The following is a 14320-nucleotide window of genomic DNA, read 5'->3' as shown; positions in this document are numbered from 1 at the left end:
GTAACTTGCATGGGGTGGCTCCATTCGTTTGCTGTCCATGACAACTGCAGTATGACGCATTACGGCGTTGGTGGGAGCAGGAGCCATCCACCCCATCAACTATGGCCCAACAAAGCGCATGGAGACTGTTGGACCGGTTGGAGAAGCGCAGATCGCTAGCCATGCGCTGAACCCAGAGGTTGCTCGTCGTCTTTGGAGTGAGAGTGAATGGCTCACAGACTTCAAATGGGCATTTTAAAGCAAGGCTGTGGTTTGTGAAGTTCGTTGCGTTGGAGCAAGTTCATTTAATCGATTGAAAGAAAAAAGCCCGTGATACGAAATCACGGGCTTTTTATTGCTTTAAGATGTGTTCTTTGACGACTTAAGCGTCTTTGGAACCCACGAATGCGATACGCAGCATGTTTGTGGAACCCGGGGTGCCGAATGGAACACCAGCGGAAACCAGAACGCGCTGACCTGGCTTTGCAAAACCTTCGGTGTTTGCAAGGCAGCATGCGCGGTCGATGAGGTCTTCCTCAGTCGCAGCATCCTGATTGGCAACACAGTGCAGACCCCAACCGATGGTCAGACGACGAACTGTGGAGATTTCAGGAGAGAACGCAATGATTGGTGTTGCAGGACGTTCGCGGGATGCGCGCAGTGCTGTACCACCAGATGCGGTGTAGGAAATAATCGCTGCCAGATCCAGAGTTTCAGCGACCTGGTGAGCTGCAGCAGTGATTGCGTCAGCGCCGGTTGCTTCTGGTTCTGTACGTTGAGCGTGGATGATGGAACGGTAGTTCTCGTCCTGCTCAACTTCCACGGCGATTTTGTCCATGGTTGTAACGGCTTCTGTCGGAAAGTCACCTGCAGCTGATTCAGCGGAAAGCATCACTGCGTCCGCACCTTCAAACACTGCATTTGCCACGTCAGAAACTTCTGCGCGGGTTGGCACCGGAGACGTGATCATGCTTTCAAGCATCTGCGTTGCAACAACAACTGGCTTACCAGCTTTGCGGCATGCGCGGATCATACGCTTCTGAAGGCCTGGAACCTGCTCAAGTGGCATTTCAACGCCAAGGTCACCACGGGCAACCATGATTGCATCGGACAGCTCGATGATCTCAGAGAGACGATCAATTGCCTGAGGCTTCTCGATTTTTGCAAGAACGCCAACGCGGCCCTGAGTGGTGTTGCGCACTTCGATGAGGTCTTCTGGACGCTGTACGAAGGACAGTGCGACCCAGTCAACTTTTGCATCGAGAGCTGCAAGAAGATCTGCGCGGTCTTTTTCGGTCAATGCACCAACAGGGATCTCTGTATCTGGAACAGAAACGCCTTTACGGTTGGAGATCTTACCGCCCACTTCAACAGTGGTCACGCAGCGCTGTGGAGACGCTTCAGTTACACGCAGGCAAACTTTGCCATCATCTACAAGAAGGCGGTGGCCAACTTCGAGGCTGCCAAGAATTTCTGGGTGTGGGAGGTATACGCGGGATGCGTCACCTGGAGCGTCGTTTGCGTCTACAACAAAGGTTGCGCCATTTTCTAGAACTGGCTTTGCGTCATCTGCGAAAGTGCCAACGCGCAGTTTAGGACCCTGCAAGTCAGCGAGAATGCCGATTGGACGGCCTACTTCTGCTTCTACTTCGCGGATGCGACCAACCAAATTGTTGAGAACTTCGTGGGAGGAATGGCTCATGTTGATGCGGAAAACATCTGCACCTGCAAGCCATAGCTTTTTGATTGCTTCTTTTTCGGAAGACGCCGGGCCGAGAGTTGCTAGAATTTTGACCCGTCTATTACGCTTCATCGTCCACCTGTTCCTTGCTCTACCGGCTCCGTCAGCTGGACCGTCCAGCTGCTTTGCTCGCCTGTATCTATTTCAAAGAAACCTGTTCGCTCATAACCGCGAGCGACACAGTCTTCTATACCGCGAATGGTGAACTTTTTTTGACGTACACACATATACGCCTTGCCATCCCATTCGCCATTTTGATCCGTTTGTACTGCGTACAAGTAATAGTAGCGTGACGCCAAGTCCCCAGACACCAGTGTGTCGCAGGTGTTTTTGTCGATGGTCCACCATCCTTCGGTGATCCAATCGGCGCCATCGCGGTAGCCTATTGCGATGTTAACTGTGCTTTCGGTCTTATTGCATGCACGAAAGTCCGCTTTAGCAGAGGGGATCTGCTGAAAGCTCAGAACTCCAAAAGCAACACAGGCAAGAGCCAGTGAATTTTTCCGAAAACGGTTTATTACAGCAGATGCGAAGTCGTTTCTGGATGTTCTCATAACAGTCATATGTACAGCTACAAACGGCAGTTTAATGCGTTCAGTTGATGCCCTTGTCAACGTGGTTCAGCCCATGGCCGACGTGATTTCGAGCACGACTAAAGGGTAATACAGGTTGTTCTGAGTAAAGAACGTTGCCCCAGCTCACCATTGACCATGCAAAAACGGCAGGATGATGAATTGGCTTAAACCCGACATGTCATGCTTTGGTTGCGCCACCCTTACTCTGGATGAGTGTGGACGACCCCCGTCAACATTTGAAATATGATCCAAAAGTCGGACCTTACCTCTAGGAATCTGAATATCTTTATTGGCCTGAGTTCTACATGGAATCAAGCGAAAAGCCAAAAAACAGTGTTACCTCCCACAGTTCCTCCCTTTTTTGGCTGTGATTTTTTGAAAGATAAGACAAAGAGATAAACATCATTTCGGACAATTGTCCGGTTTGGGCCGCTCAATAATGAGCATCAGGAGATTAGCAAAACTCGTATTACGTAGCGGAGACGAAAGTTGTTTCTTGATGCTGCGACACTTTGTCGGGTTTTGATTGAGGCAAATGTTCCGCTGAATGGAAATCTCGAATTTGTTATCTTAAATTTCCGAGTGAAGACTTTTAGTTAGCAGGCTGGTTCGCTGATATATTTAGCTGGCGAATTTGTCGCGCAGATTTATCTTTGGACAATTGTGAGTATGTTTTGACTGCGGTATCAATGCGTACGTAGCGGCACTTATTTTTATGGCAACCTGTTGGGGCTACCTGACAATGAATGTCAGATAGAGAAAACAGGCCACAATGCTAAGGTGAATTTCCGTCAGGTGAGTGCCAATAGATTGTGCGGCAATTGAGGCAACTGTTTTATATTCCCATTGAAATTCAGTTCATCCCCCAGAACCTGTAAAGGTTGCTGAAAAGAGGTCGTGAACGGTTGACCCGTGTGCTCAGTTCTGGCAGCAAGACAACAAGGTTAATGGTGTTTCGCACGAACGTAAGGTGGATTTCATATGTCAGATGCCGGTGGTGTAGCAGCAGATCAGCTGCGCGCATTTATTGAACGTATTGAACGTCTTGAAGAAGAGAAAAAAGTTATCGCGGATGACATCAAGGATGTTTACGCGGAATCTAAGGGTAACGGCTTTGACGTGAAGGTGATGCGCAAAATCGTTTCTTTGCGTAAGCGTAAGCCGCATGAGCGTGAAGAAGAAGAGGCAATCCTCGATCTTTACCTGCATGCGCTCGGCATGGCTGGCCCAGTAATGGAAGACGCATAAGCGCTCCAACTGGTGAGAGCAGCGCGTGTGTATGCGCGAGCTGCTTCTTAGCACGAATTCTGAAAGAGGCTCCTTACTGCGGTGAGGGGCCTTTTTTCGTGGTTTTGGAGTGGTGAGAGGTGCCCGAGCGGGCAGTCTGATTGGCTTTGTTGATATAGGCTGGGCTAGCTGAGGGCAGGGGAATGCTTTCACGGCATTTAGATGCCGTGCTGAGGAGCATTCATTACAACGTGATGCCTATCTGGAGGAGACTCTCATCTCGCCTGTGTAGATTGAGTCCAGCCATGCGATTGCTGATCCGCGGTTGATCCGTTTGCGAATTGAGCGATATGGCGTTTGGGTCAGAGCGTCCTTTAAAACTGTTGTTACAGGGCTCATCAGAACTGCCAGTTGGTTCTGGTCCGGGTGCTGCATCGTGATGGTCCGGCGGTTTCTTGCTGTCCATGTTGGATCAAGCATCAGCACTGCGTTTGGCTCTGGAGCTGAATGGAAACCTACCAACGGTGATCCGTAGGCCGGGGCCTTTGTCACAACAGTCTGTTGAGCTGGTTGTGATTTCGGCATCAAATCTGGCAGACGCTGCTCTGCAAAGAGTGCCTGTGCGGAGAGCGCAGTTTTTTTGTTGAACTTGCTCTTTGGTAGATCTGCAGTCGCGGCAGGAGAGGCGTAGGCAAGCTGTGCGCCTACAAGAGGACGTAGGCTGTCAGGTGTTTGCTCGCCAGTTGCTGCAATGATCGCTGCAATGCCATCCTTCGGAGTTTCCACTTTTGGTGGAATGACTTGAGCCCGGTTTTGAGCTGCAGGGGTGGCCGCCGGCAAAGCGGCGACCTGAAGGATTTGTTGCGGTTTTATGCGCGGACGAGCGGAGGCAAACAGATTGAGATTCTGCTCCGTTGGTGCAGGCGTAACCTCACTCTCATCCTGTGGCTTTGCATATGGTGTTGCTGAAGCCAAAACGGCAGGAGAAGCTGCTTCTGGAACCGGGCTTGCTGCTGGCTGAGTTGCCAGCAACGCCACTTTAGGTTGCGGAATAGCGTTGAACTCGGTTTCTACCCGGCGGCTTGGATCTGGCTCACGCGCTTTTGGTGCTTTTGTTGCCGGAGTTGGTGCCGGTTTGCTTCCTTCGTTACCGCCTGAATTGCTGAACAGGCGGGAGAAGAAGCTTCCACCACTGTTGGACGAGCTTGCCCGGGCACTTGCTTTAGATGATGAAGTAGAACGACTGGCAACGCTGGTTGAGCGGCCTGAATCTTTCCGTTTTACAGCAGCAAGTGTCTGCTTGTAACGCGCCATAGGTTTTCCATCGGAAGGGACGTGAATGGTGTCACCCTTTGGAAATACCTTTGCCAGTTGAGAGCGACTCATGCGCGGCCAATGGCGTACAGAGCCAGTGTCCATGTGAACAAACGGCGTGTTTGAGCGCGGGTAGTAGCCAACGCCGCCAACATGCTGGCGCAGACCAAGCGCACGTAGTTTGGCTGTGCTTACGCCGGGAATGAAAAAGTCCATTGCGCGGCCTCTGGTATGCTGGCTGTTTTTAGCCACACCGCTGGAGCGCTTACGGAGCATGTTGTTGGTTTTAGGCGACCGATAAGCGGAGACAACATGGATGTACTTGCTTGTGCCTGCTTTCTGGTAAACTTCCCAGATGAGGTCAAACAGTTCAGGATCCATTTTCGTTGGCTCTTTTTGGCGCCAATCCCGAAGGAAATTGTTGAGCTTGCGAAGGCCTTCTTTGTCATAGCGGCCATTCCGCTTGAAGGTAATTTCCGCCCGCTCTTTCGTGTGGGTGAAGTACAGCTTGAGCGTGCGTGTGCTCGCACTGGCCGAAGCAATTGAGGTGAGGAAGAACGCACAAAGAACCGCTGCGACCAGCATTGAAATGCCAGGCAGACGTTTACCAAAGTCCGAGCGCCCGAATGCAATCATGTCACGCAATTGAATCTCGCTTTCGCGTTATCGGCTAAAACCTTACCCCAGAGCCCCACCTCTTTATCTAGTGCGGACAAGGTTAATGAGCCTTTACTTTAGTTACAATTAACGCGAACTAGTGACTTCACGGCAACAATCCAAGTTTTTTGCCAGAATCCGCTATTTACATGCGACAAATGCGCGCGAATCCGCACGCATAAGTCGTCATATTACTGTGGATACATGTGGATAGTGACAATTTTAAAGATTCAGAGCGTCGATCGTCGCCTGGTTATGTCCGTAGATATCCGGACGTCTTTGCAGCTTTCCAGCTTCATCCACAAATGCGGTGAAGTAGGAGATATGCACCGGGATATCCCTTTGCAAATTCACCTGGGTCTGCTTCTTGCCGACAAGTGAGCGGATGTAATTACCTGTCATCGTGTTTTGCGTGGCCATCAAGGCGTCAGCAAACTCAAACGGGTTCTGCACGCGGACACAGCCGTGTGAGAAGGCGCGCTCAGACCGGTTGAACAGCGATTTGGATGGTGTGTCGTGCAAGTACACGTTGTGTTTGTTCGGGAACATGAACTTGATCTTGCCAAGCGCGTTGCGGCGTCCCGGACGCTGACGGATGCGGATCTGCTTGAAGGTCACGGCATCCCAGTTCACACGGCGAGGATCAACGATCTTGCCGCCATACACGATCTCGTAGTTGCCCTTTTGCAGGTAGCTTTGTGGGTTGCTTGCGCGCAGTTCCGGCAAAAGTTCTTTTGATGCGATGGAGTATGGGACGTTCCAGTATGGATTTACGATCACATGCTGCATCTTGTCTGAAAAGACCGGTGTTTTGTTGGAGCGTTTTCCAACAACGACGCGGGTTTCATAAAGAACAAAGCCATCCATGTTCAAACGAACCATGAACTCTGGAATATTCACGCGCAGATGGGTTTCGCCCAGCTCGCGCGGCATCCAGCGCCAACGTTCCATGTTTGCAATAACGTCATTGATCGGGTCGCCACTGACGCGTCCATTGAGGGCAAGCAGTGTACGTGGGCCAACCGCGCCATCAGGATGCAAGCCGTTTGCAGCCTGGAAGGCTTCAACGGCATAAGCCAGATCCTGCGTATAGACGTTCATTTGAGATTCAACCGTCGGAACGCTCAGGCGTTCGCGAAGAACGGCAACGCGGGAGCTTTTTACTCCAACTTTCAGGACTTTGCCGGCTGGAATGACAACTTGCTCTTCAAGGCTGCCACTTTCAGTGTGTTCTCTTAGTTCGGCTAGCTGCTTTTTCAGCGCTTTGTATTCTGGATGCGGAGGGTTGAAAGCCGCAAGAGTTTTTGCCGGAGCAACCGAGTGCGCTATGGATGTCAGCGCTTCAATCGGGTCTGGCCTTTCCGGACGAAGGGTAATGTCCTCCGAAATCGCATAGGGGCTGACGCGGCCTGCCTGAGCATCCTCTGCGTATTTGAGGATCGAGTGGGTCAGCTCCAGTTCTGCTTCCGCGATTTGCTCTGGGGTTGCTTTGCCATCTGCATTGAAGCCTGCTGCTGGCACCGGGTAGTCGGCGGCGTGCAGGCCTTCTTTATCGGCTGATTGCAGAGCTTCCATAACGGACAAAGCGCTGGTGGAGAGCTTGCCTTTCAGGATCCAGGCGGGCTGGAAGCTTCTGTTTTCGTAGAACAGTTTTGCAGCTGCTGCTTCGCGTTTTGCATGGAAGTTCTGGCGGCGGTGTTTTTTGCTAAGCGCCTGCTGAATTTCCTGCGCAACAGGATTTGACTGAGCGAGGTTTACTTGCTCGAGCTGCTCGTCAAAATTGTCAGGAATTGCGGCTTGCGCAGAATACATAGTTGACGAAAGCGCAATAACTGCCCCTGCGAGCAATGCTGATGTGCTCGTTCTACCAAACATTTATGACTACCCACCTGATAACTCTTTGATCTTTATAGGCACAAGAAGAATGCCTCAAAAATTAAGAGTGTTGTTTTGCCCAAACTTATATTTATTACGCATATACACTAATGCGTTTTGAGATAGCACGACAGCGTGATGTTTTAAATTCAAGGATCAGTGATATGAACTTAAACCCACGGTTTTTTGTTAGTCGCTATGCTTTATCGATTTATTGAGATGCACGCGTGCCTGTGGCTTGCGCGAGACTTACCCATTCGCTTCCAACCATCCTGCAAACTGAGCTTTAGTGCGCAGTTTTGCTTTCCGGAGTTTCTTCCAGACCGTATTCCTTCAGCTTGCGATATAGCGTAGAGCGCCCGATGCCTAAACGCTTGGCAACCTCGGTCATGCGGCCTCCGTAATGGGAGGTCGCTGTCCGGATCATTTCCTCTTCAACACTGATGAGCGTACGCACGTGGCCCTCGCCATCGAGTGATCGCATATATCCAAAGGGAGGTTGCTCCGCGTCGAAGGCTGAAACGGCCTCGACCTGAAGAAATCGTTCGTCCTGCTGTTCCTCCCATTTACTCGCTACACTTAGGGATGAAGAATAGACGTCAGCTTGCGGTTCTTTGTTTCCGGCAGGCGGTGCTGCCGCGTAACTCATTGGCGTATCAGTCGCTTGAGCTATTTGCGGGAAGTCATCGCATGTCAGGCTTGGACCATCGCACAGGACAACGGCGCGGAATACTGCGTTTTCAAGTTGGCGAATGTTGCCAGGCCAGTCATAACTCTTAAGCATATTGACCGTGTTAGATGTGATGCCCGTGACTTGAGGCTTGCTTTCTTCTGCAGCAAAACGCGCCAGGAAATGACGGGTAAGCTCAGGGATATCCTCACTACGATCTCGTAGGGGAGGGATCCAGATTGGGAAGACGTTGAGGCGATAATATAGATCTTCCCGGAACTTACCTTCTTTTACCTGATCGATCAGACGTCGGTTTGTTGCTGAGATCAGGCGAAAATCTACTTTTATCGGCTTACGTGCGCCAACTGGGTCAACTTCCCCTTCTTGCAGCGCGCGCAGGAGTTTTACCTGTACTTCCAGTGGGAGCTCGCCGACTTCGTCTAAGAAGAGGGTCCCGCCGCTGGCTTCCTGAAACTTGCCCATGTGTTTATCGACAGCGCCGGTGAATGCACCTTTCTCGTGACCGAAGAGAATGGATTCCACCAGATGATCTGGAATAGCGCCGCAGTTTACGGTGACAAACGGCTTGGACCGGCGCTCGCTGGAACCTTGAATAGCGCGCGCAATCAGCTCTTTACCAACACCAGACTCGCCTTCAATGAGGATCGGAATGTTGGAGGAGGCAGCTCTTTCGCCCAGCCGCAGGACACGATCCATCGGCTCAGACCGCGTGACGATATTATCGAAGGTGAGGGTGCCTTCTGTGTGCTTGCGGATGCGGGTGAGTTCACCTTCCAGCGTCGCAACTTTGAGAAGGTTGGTGATGGACACCTGCAAGCGCTCAGGACGGCTTGGTTTTACAACGAAATCCTGTGCACCAGCACGCATAGCTTCAATAACAGTTTCAATGCTGCCGTTGGCTGTTTGAACAATGACAGGGACTGCATTCTTAGCGTCGCGGGTTTCTTTCAGAACCTGAAAGCCATCAACTTCTGGCATCATCAGATCAAGGATGACCAGATCGATTTCTGATTGGGCGCTTCCTGTAAGGATTTCCAGCGCTTCGCGACCATCGACACAGCTTTTAGAACGGTACCCAAACCGCTTTACGGCTTCTTCCAGCAAGCGACGTTGGACCGGATCGTCATCTACGATCAAAATGCGCTGTGCCATGGGAAATCCCTTCAAATCGATTGGGCAGTAATGCATAGTGTGCCAATTCAGGTCATCCTGCACCTAATTTGGTAAACAAATTGCCCACTTCATTTTGGGGATCTTGTTAAAAGACGCCATTGCATGTGTAAGGATTGGACGCATATTAAAACAGTGTACTGCAGAACTTGTTTTGCAGACCTCAGGTTTCTTTTCTGGCGCAATGCCATCCCATAATCGGACGCTCATATGACACTCAAGCACGTCACTCCATTTTCCATCACCTATCAAAGCGCTGATGCAGCCACGGCAGGCTCTGCCCTTGGTGAACTGCCGGAGTGGGACCTTTCAGTTTTTTACAGCTCTATTGATGATCCTGCGATTGATCAGGATATGGCGCGTGCAAAAGAACTGGCAGAGCAGTTTGAAGCAGACTGCAAAGGCAAGCTTGCTGAAATTGCAACACGTTCTGGCGATGAACTCGCCGAAATTGTGCGTCGTTATGAGGAACTTGAAGATCTGATGGGGCGTATCGGCTCTTTTGCCGGTCTGGCTTACACCAGCATCACAACAGATCCAGCTCGTCAGAAATTTTATGGCGATGTGCAGGAAAAGCTGACGACTGCGAGCCTTCACATGCTGTTCTTCTCGCTTGAGATGAACAAGATTGAAGACGAGGTTCTGGAAAAAGCGCTGAACTCTGAAAAGCTGTCGTATTATCGCCCCTGGCTGGAAGACCTGCGCAAAGAACGCCCGCATGAACGCAGTGAGGAAATTGAGCAACTGTTTCATGAAAAGCACGTGACTGGTGCTGCCGCCTGGAACCGGTTGTTTGATGAGACAATTTCTGGTTCTCGTTATGAGATTGATGGTGACGAGCTTTCCATTGAGCAGACCTTGAACTTGCTGCAAGGACCTGATGGGGACATGCGCAAGAAGGCTGCTGAAGCGCTTGCGAAAACCTTCGGGAAAAATCTGAGCATCTTTACGCTGATCATGAACACGTTGGCGAAAGATAAAGATACTTACGACCGCTGGCATAACTTTGATGACATTGCTGACAGCCGTCACCTTGCCAACCGTGTTGAGCGTGAAGTTGTTGATGCGCTGGTTGATGCAGTCCGCGCTGCTTATCCGCGTTTGTCGCACCGTTATTATGCGATGAAAGCCAAGTGGCTTGGCGTTGAGAAAATGAACTTCTGGGATCGTAACGCCCCGCTGCCGCAAGCTGATACGCGCGACATTCCATGGGATGAAGCAAAAGGCACGGTTCTGGATGCTTATGCGAAATTTTCGCCGGAACTTTCCGAAATTGCAGGGCAGTTCTTCGATAAAAACTGGATTGATGCTGCATCCCGTCCGGGTAAGTCACCTGGCGCGTTTTCTCACCCAACCGTGCCAAGCGCACACCCGTTTGTGCTGATCAACTATCAGGGCAAAATCCGCGATGTGATGACACTAGCGCATGAGCTTGGACATGGTGTTCATCAGGTTCTTGCAGCGCCAAATGGTGCGCTGATGGCGCCGACCCCGCTGACACTGGCTGAGACCGCTTCAGTGTTTGGTGAGATGCTGACCTTCAAGGACCTGCTTGCAAAGGCTGAGACACCTGAAAAACGTCAGATCATGCTGGCTGCCAAAGTGGAAGACATGCTGAACACGGTTGTGCGCCAGATTGCGTTCTATACCTTTGAGCGTCAGTTGCATGAACTGCGTAAGGAAGGCGAGCTGACCGCTGAGCAGATCTCTGCGATCTGGATGGGTGTTCAGGAAGAAAGTCTCGGTGAAGCAATTGATCTGGAAGGTGGCTATGAGAACTTCTGGACCTACATTCCGCACTTCATCCATTCGCCGTTCTATGTTTACGCCTATGCCTTCGGTGATTGCCTCGTGAACTCGCTCTATGCGGTTTACGAAGAAGCTGAGGATGGCTTCCAGCAGAAGTATTTCGATCTACTGAAAGCGGGTGGCACCAAGCACCACAGTGAACTGCTGGCGCCTTTCGGTCTGGACGCAACCGACCCTGCCTTCTGGCAGAAAGGCTTGGCAGTGATCGAACGGTTCATTGATGAACTGGAAGAGATGGATAAGGCGTAAGCTAAACTGAGTTTGATATTTTTAAGAGGCGGGGGCTATTGCTCTCGCCTTTTTTTGTTGCGCGTTGGCGAGGGAGGTTTCCCAAGCTTACTTAGGTATCCAGTCAGATCTCATGGGCGCTGGCGCTCAATGTTTGGTTTTAGACTGACGCTTTAATATGGGTGAGTGGAGCGGAATCATGCGCATATTTATTGCAATGCTAGCAGTTGCATTCACCCTGAGTGCTTGTGGGTCGTATAAGCCCACCAGTAATCAATCGCATCTAGATAAGGTCCCGATAGATAAGACTAAGAATTATTTGATTTGGCGCTATGGCAGTGTTGAATCAGATCTGGCTTCGGTTTTCTGCAAGGTGAACGCTTCGGGTGAGGTTGACGATTGTGAAAATAAAGAAGCAAGCAATAAAAATAGGCTGACCTTTGAGGCGTTTGAAGGGCTATTTGGGTCTTATCGGGTCACTTTTAAGCATGATGACGACTACTTCCTGATGACTTACGCTGTGTCTGCGCGTTCTGGAAAATATGCGTTTGTCTCTGGAGACTCTGGTCAACGAAGTCGTATTTTCAAGATTGGTGATGCGACATTTGTAAGCAATTTCAAACCCGGCACGGTGACAGTTGTTCCCTATGGGTGGGAGCATCGGCGGAGCGCGTCTGACCTGAAACGTACTGTCGAAGCAGGCCTGAAACAAGCTTTCGGCGAAAGAGCGAGTGTACTTGATGTGCAGGTTGCCCGCAAAGTTCCAATCGATTGTACCAAAACTAGTAGTGGTTTCTGGGAGGGGACTGAAACTAAGTGCAAGTTGAAGTGATTTTTGCGGTCCGATCGTTCGTTGCTTGGAGAGGCTCTATGAGATTTAAAAGGATACCATTGCTTCTGACAGTGATCGTGCCTCTAAGTGCGTGCGGAGGCGGCTTTGATGCTGAAGACGTGGCATCGGAGACCGACTTGCGGAACTGGTCGATTTTTGAAAAGGCTTGTATTTCATCGAGCGCGAAGGGACGAGATAAGTATCTCAAGGCTGAAGGATGGAAAGTTGTTTCCTCTTCAGGTGGTGATCTCCCATTGGTTTCGATCGCTGAGAGCCGGAATTTTAATCGTAAGACTACGAAAGCGTATCGCTCTCGAAATGGCGACAGTGTGCTTGTTCTTGGAGAATATAAGTCAGCAGATGCGACTGAGGCTTCTCCGACATGTTATTTTGCTACAAGTATGAAGTACGGCTCCGTCAGGTTTTTTTGACGATAAAATTAAAAGCTATGTCTTTGATGGTTATAAAAGTGATGCGGGTTCTTTCTCAAAGAGCGTAAGGATTTCCGGAGGCGTCAATCGAACCAGCTGGATTAATGAGTTAGAGACAGCCTCCGATAGAAAGCAACTATTTGATGTCGCTGGAGTCAGCTTTGTTTCAGGTGCGCAGGGAAGCATGGCACCTTCACTTGTTTTGCGCGTGAATAAATAACTCAGAGCATCAGGAGCCTGCTCGGCGAGATCAGCCCGCTCTCGCCTCACTGATCTACTGTTGAACGTCGGCTCGTCCGCGGACGGACATCATGGTGCCCGATAGCGTGGCGACTTTCTTTTCAGTGCCGTCCTTGATTGCGTAGGCGGTGGCGTTGACGAAGGTGATTGTGCGGCCTGGTTTCTCGACCTTTGCGCGGAATACAAAATGCTCACCTGCAGCAGGGTTCATCAGATTGGTTTTAAGCTCGATTGTAAGCACGGCGGCGTCTTCGTCCATCAGCGAGAAGGCTGCGTATCCGGCTGCGCTGTCGAGGGCTGTGGTGACGATGCCAGCGTGAAGGAAGCCGTGTTGCTGGGTAAAATCTTTGTTGTACGGCATGGTCAGCTCGATGATGCCGGGTTCTACTCTGGCGATTTCAATACTCAATGAGGCCATGGCTGGCTAGCGGGCAAAGCTGTCTCTTACTTTCTTCTCATAGCCTGCAAACCGAGGCGTAAACTCACTCATTTTATCTCCGAAAATGTTTATCTGAATGTGTCAGATGGCGATTATGCCAAGTCTTAATGCGTTATGTTCGAACCGTAGCGAAGTATAGGGAGAGGCGGAATTGACCTTGCTTTGGGCAGAGAAGATTCCATCGTCGTGGATGAAAAATGTACTTTCGATGAAATGCGCTTGCCTGTCCGGGGTGTCGGACTCCAGGTAACAGGCTTTGGTATTGGCTAATTCACTTGAAGGCACAGTCACTCACAAACCTCACTGGATTATTGAGAGGAGTGTAGAGGGAACTGAGTAGCTTACTGAAGCTCAACGTTTGTCGGAGTTATAATATGACTTTGCTGGCTCTCTTGTTTGCTGCTGACCCTTTGCCCACTAGCGGTGTTGGTCTATCAGGATAGGGTTTCCATCCGGATCAATCACAGTGAAGCTTGCCGGACCAGATGTGGTCTCGTCTGCTTCTTGTCCGTGAACTTCAATACCATCAGCTTTCAATCGCTTTTGGAGTTCCCTCACATCGAGGAACTGATCGAGGGCTTGTGCTTCCTGATCCCATCCTGGATTGAAGGTGAGCATGTTCTTTTCAAACATTCCCTGAAACAGCCCGATGATTGTCTCGCCATTTTTCATGATCGCCCAGCCATCTGTACCATCACAACCGGGATCGCATGCGAAGCCGAGCTTTTGATAGAACGAGATTGACGCTTTAATGTCTTTAACCGTCAGGCTGATTGAAAATGCACCCAGTTGCATGTGACTTCCCCCTCAAGAACCACTTTGAAACGTCTTAGATGCTCAGCATAAGGAAAGTTTTGCAGAGCTCAAGTTGGTCATAAATTAGTATGTAACAGATGCCACCCAAGGGGGATTTCCATTCTGGATTTGATTGTGTTTCGTTGCAGACAAGTTGACTGAAAATTGCGGGTTCTTTTTTCGGGTGATGAAGAAATATTCATAGTGCGCATAGCAACGTTGAATTCTCTAAAAAACGCGTTTTTTCGGCATTGCCGGAGCTTTCTGGCATTGTTCTAGGGAGCCTGTCCTGCTACATCCTGCGACAGAATTGTAAC

Annotated in this window: 10 protein-coding genes and 1 pseudogene; 4 read left to right on the top strand and 7 right to left on the bottom strand. The window is 50.3% G+C overall.

Features of this window, described 5'->3' with window-relative positions; translation table 11 throughout:
• Positions 1-361 precede the first annotated feature (361 nt).
• Positions 362-1792: a pyruvate kinase gene (gene pyk / locus PPL9_RS07220; protein WP_057462049.1), complete on the bottom strand. Its 1431-nt coding sequence runs from the start codon at positions 1790-1792 to the stop codon at positions 362-364.
• Complete coding sequence (locus PPL9_RS07215) at positions 1789-2274, bottom strand: DUF1036 domain-containing protein (protein ID WP_208860363.1); 486 nt, start codon at positions 2272-2274, stop codon at positions 1789-1791. Before PPL9_RS07215 ends, pyk begins: the two co-directional genes overlap by 4 nt.
• Before the next feature lie 1002 nt (positions 2275-3276).
• Here PPL9_RS07215 and PPL9_RS07210 point away from each other — a divergent pair.
• Positions 3277-3543 carry a DUF2312 domain-containing protein gene (locus PPL9_RS07210; protein WP_057462047.1) on the top strand — a complete coding sequence of 89 codons (267 nt, stop codon included), beginning with the start codon at positions 3277-3279 and terminating at the stop codon, positions 3541-3543.
• Positions 3544-3780: 237 nt separating this feature from the next.
• On the opposite strand, the gene PPL9_RS07205 is transcribed toward PPL9_RS07210, so the two are convergent.
• The 3 genes from PPL9_RS07205 to PPL9_RS07195 all read right to left on the bottom strand — a co-directional run bounded on the left by PPL9_RS07205 (position 3781) and on the right by PPL9_RS07195 (position 9211).
• Positions 3781-5472, bottom strand: a complete 1692-nt coding sequence (locus tag PPL9_RS07205) for a DUF882 domain-containing protein (protein ID WP_057462046.1) — start codon at positions 5470-5472, stop codon at positions 3781-3783.
• A 243-nt stretch (positions 5473-5715) separates the two neighbouring features.
• Positions 5716-7368, bottom strand: a complete 1653-nt coding sequence (locus tag PPL9_RS07200; RefSeq protein WP_208989227.1) for a L,D-transpeptidase family protein — start codon at positions 7366-7368, stop codon at positions 5716-5718.
• 286 nt (positions 7369-7654) lie between these two features.
• Positions 7655-9211, bottom strand: coding sequence for a sigma-54 dependent transcriptional regulator (locus tag PPL9_RS07195; protein WP_057462044.1), 1557 nt, complete (start codon positions 9209-9211; stop codon positions 7655-7657).
• 228 nt (positions 9212-9439) lie between these two features.
• Between PPL9_RS07195 and PPL9_RS07190 the strand changes: the two genes are divergently transcribed.
• From PPL9_RS07190 to PPL9_RS07180, 3 genes are all read left to right on the top strand, one after another.
• Positions 9440-11287, top strand: coding sequence for a M3 family oligoendopeptidase (locus PPL9_RS07190; protein ID WP_057462043.1), 1848 nt, complete (start codon positions 9440-9442; stop codon positions 11285-11287).
• A gap of 178 nt (positions 11288-11465) precedes the next feature.
• The gene (locus PPL9_RS07185) at positions 11466-12098 is read left to right on the top strand and encodes a hypothetical protein (protein ID WP_057462042.1); all 633 of its coding nucleotides are present in this window, start codon (positions 11466-11468) and stop codon (positions 12096-12098) included.
• 38 nt (positions 12099-12136) lie between these two features.
• Complete coding sequence (locus PPL9_RS07180) at positions 12137-12529, top strand: hypothetical protein (RefSeq protein WP_057462041.1); 393 nt, start codon at positions 12137-12139, stop codon at positions 12527-12529.
• A gap of 274 nt (positions 12530-12803) precedes the next feature.
• Here the strand turns inward: PPL9_RS07180 and PPL9_RS07175 are convergent.
• A pseudogene (locus PPL9_RS07175) lies at positions 12804-13259 on the bottom strand (PaaI family thioesterase).
• Positions 13260-13625: 366 nt separating this feature from the next.
• Positions 13626-14003 carry a VOC family protein gene (locus PPL9_RS07170; RefSeq protein WP_057462040.1) on the bottom strand — a complete coding sequence of 126 codons (378 nt, stop codon included), beginning with the start codon at positions 14001-14003 and terminating at the stop codon, positions 13626-13628.
• Positions 14004-14320 lie beyond the last annotated feature (317 nt).

This window comes from Pseudovibrio sp. POLY-S9 (assembly GCF_001431305.1).
Taxonomy (GTDB): domain Bacteria; phylum Pseudomonadota; class Alphaproteobacteria; order Rhizobiales; family Stappiaceae; genus Pseudovibrio.
Note: the sequence above shows the minus strand (reverse complement) of the source record. Positions and strands in the feature narration are given on the sequence as shown.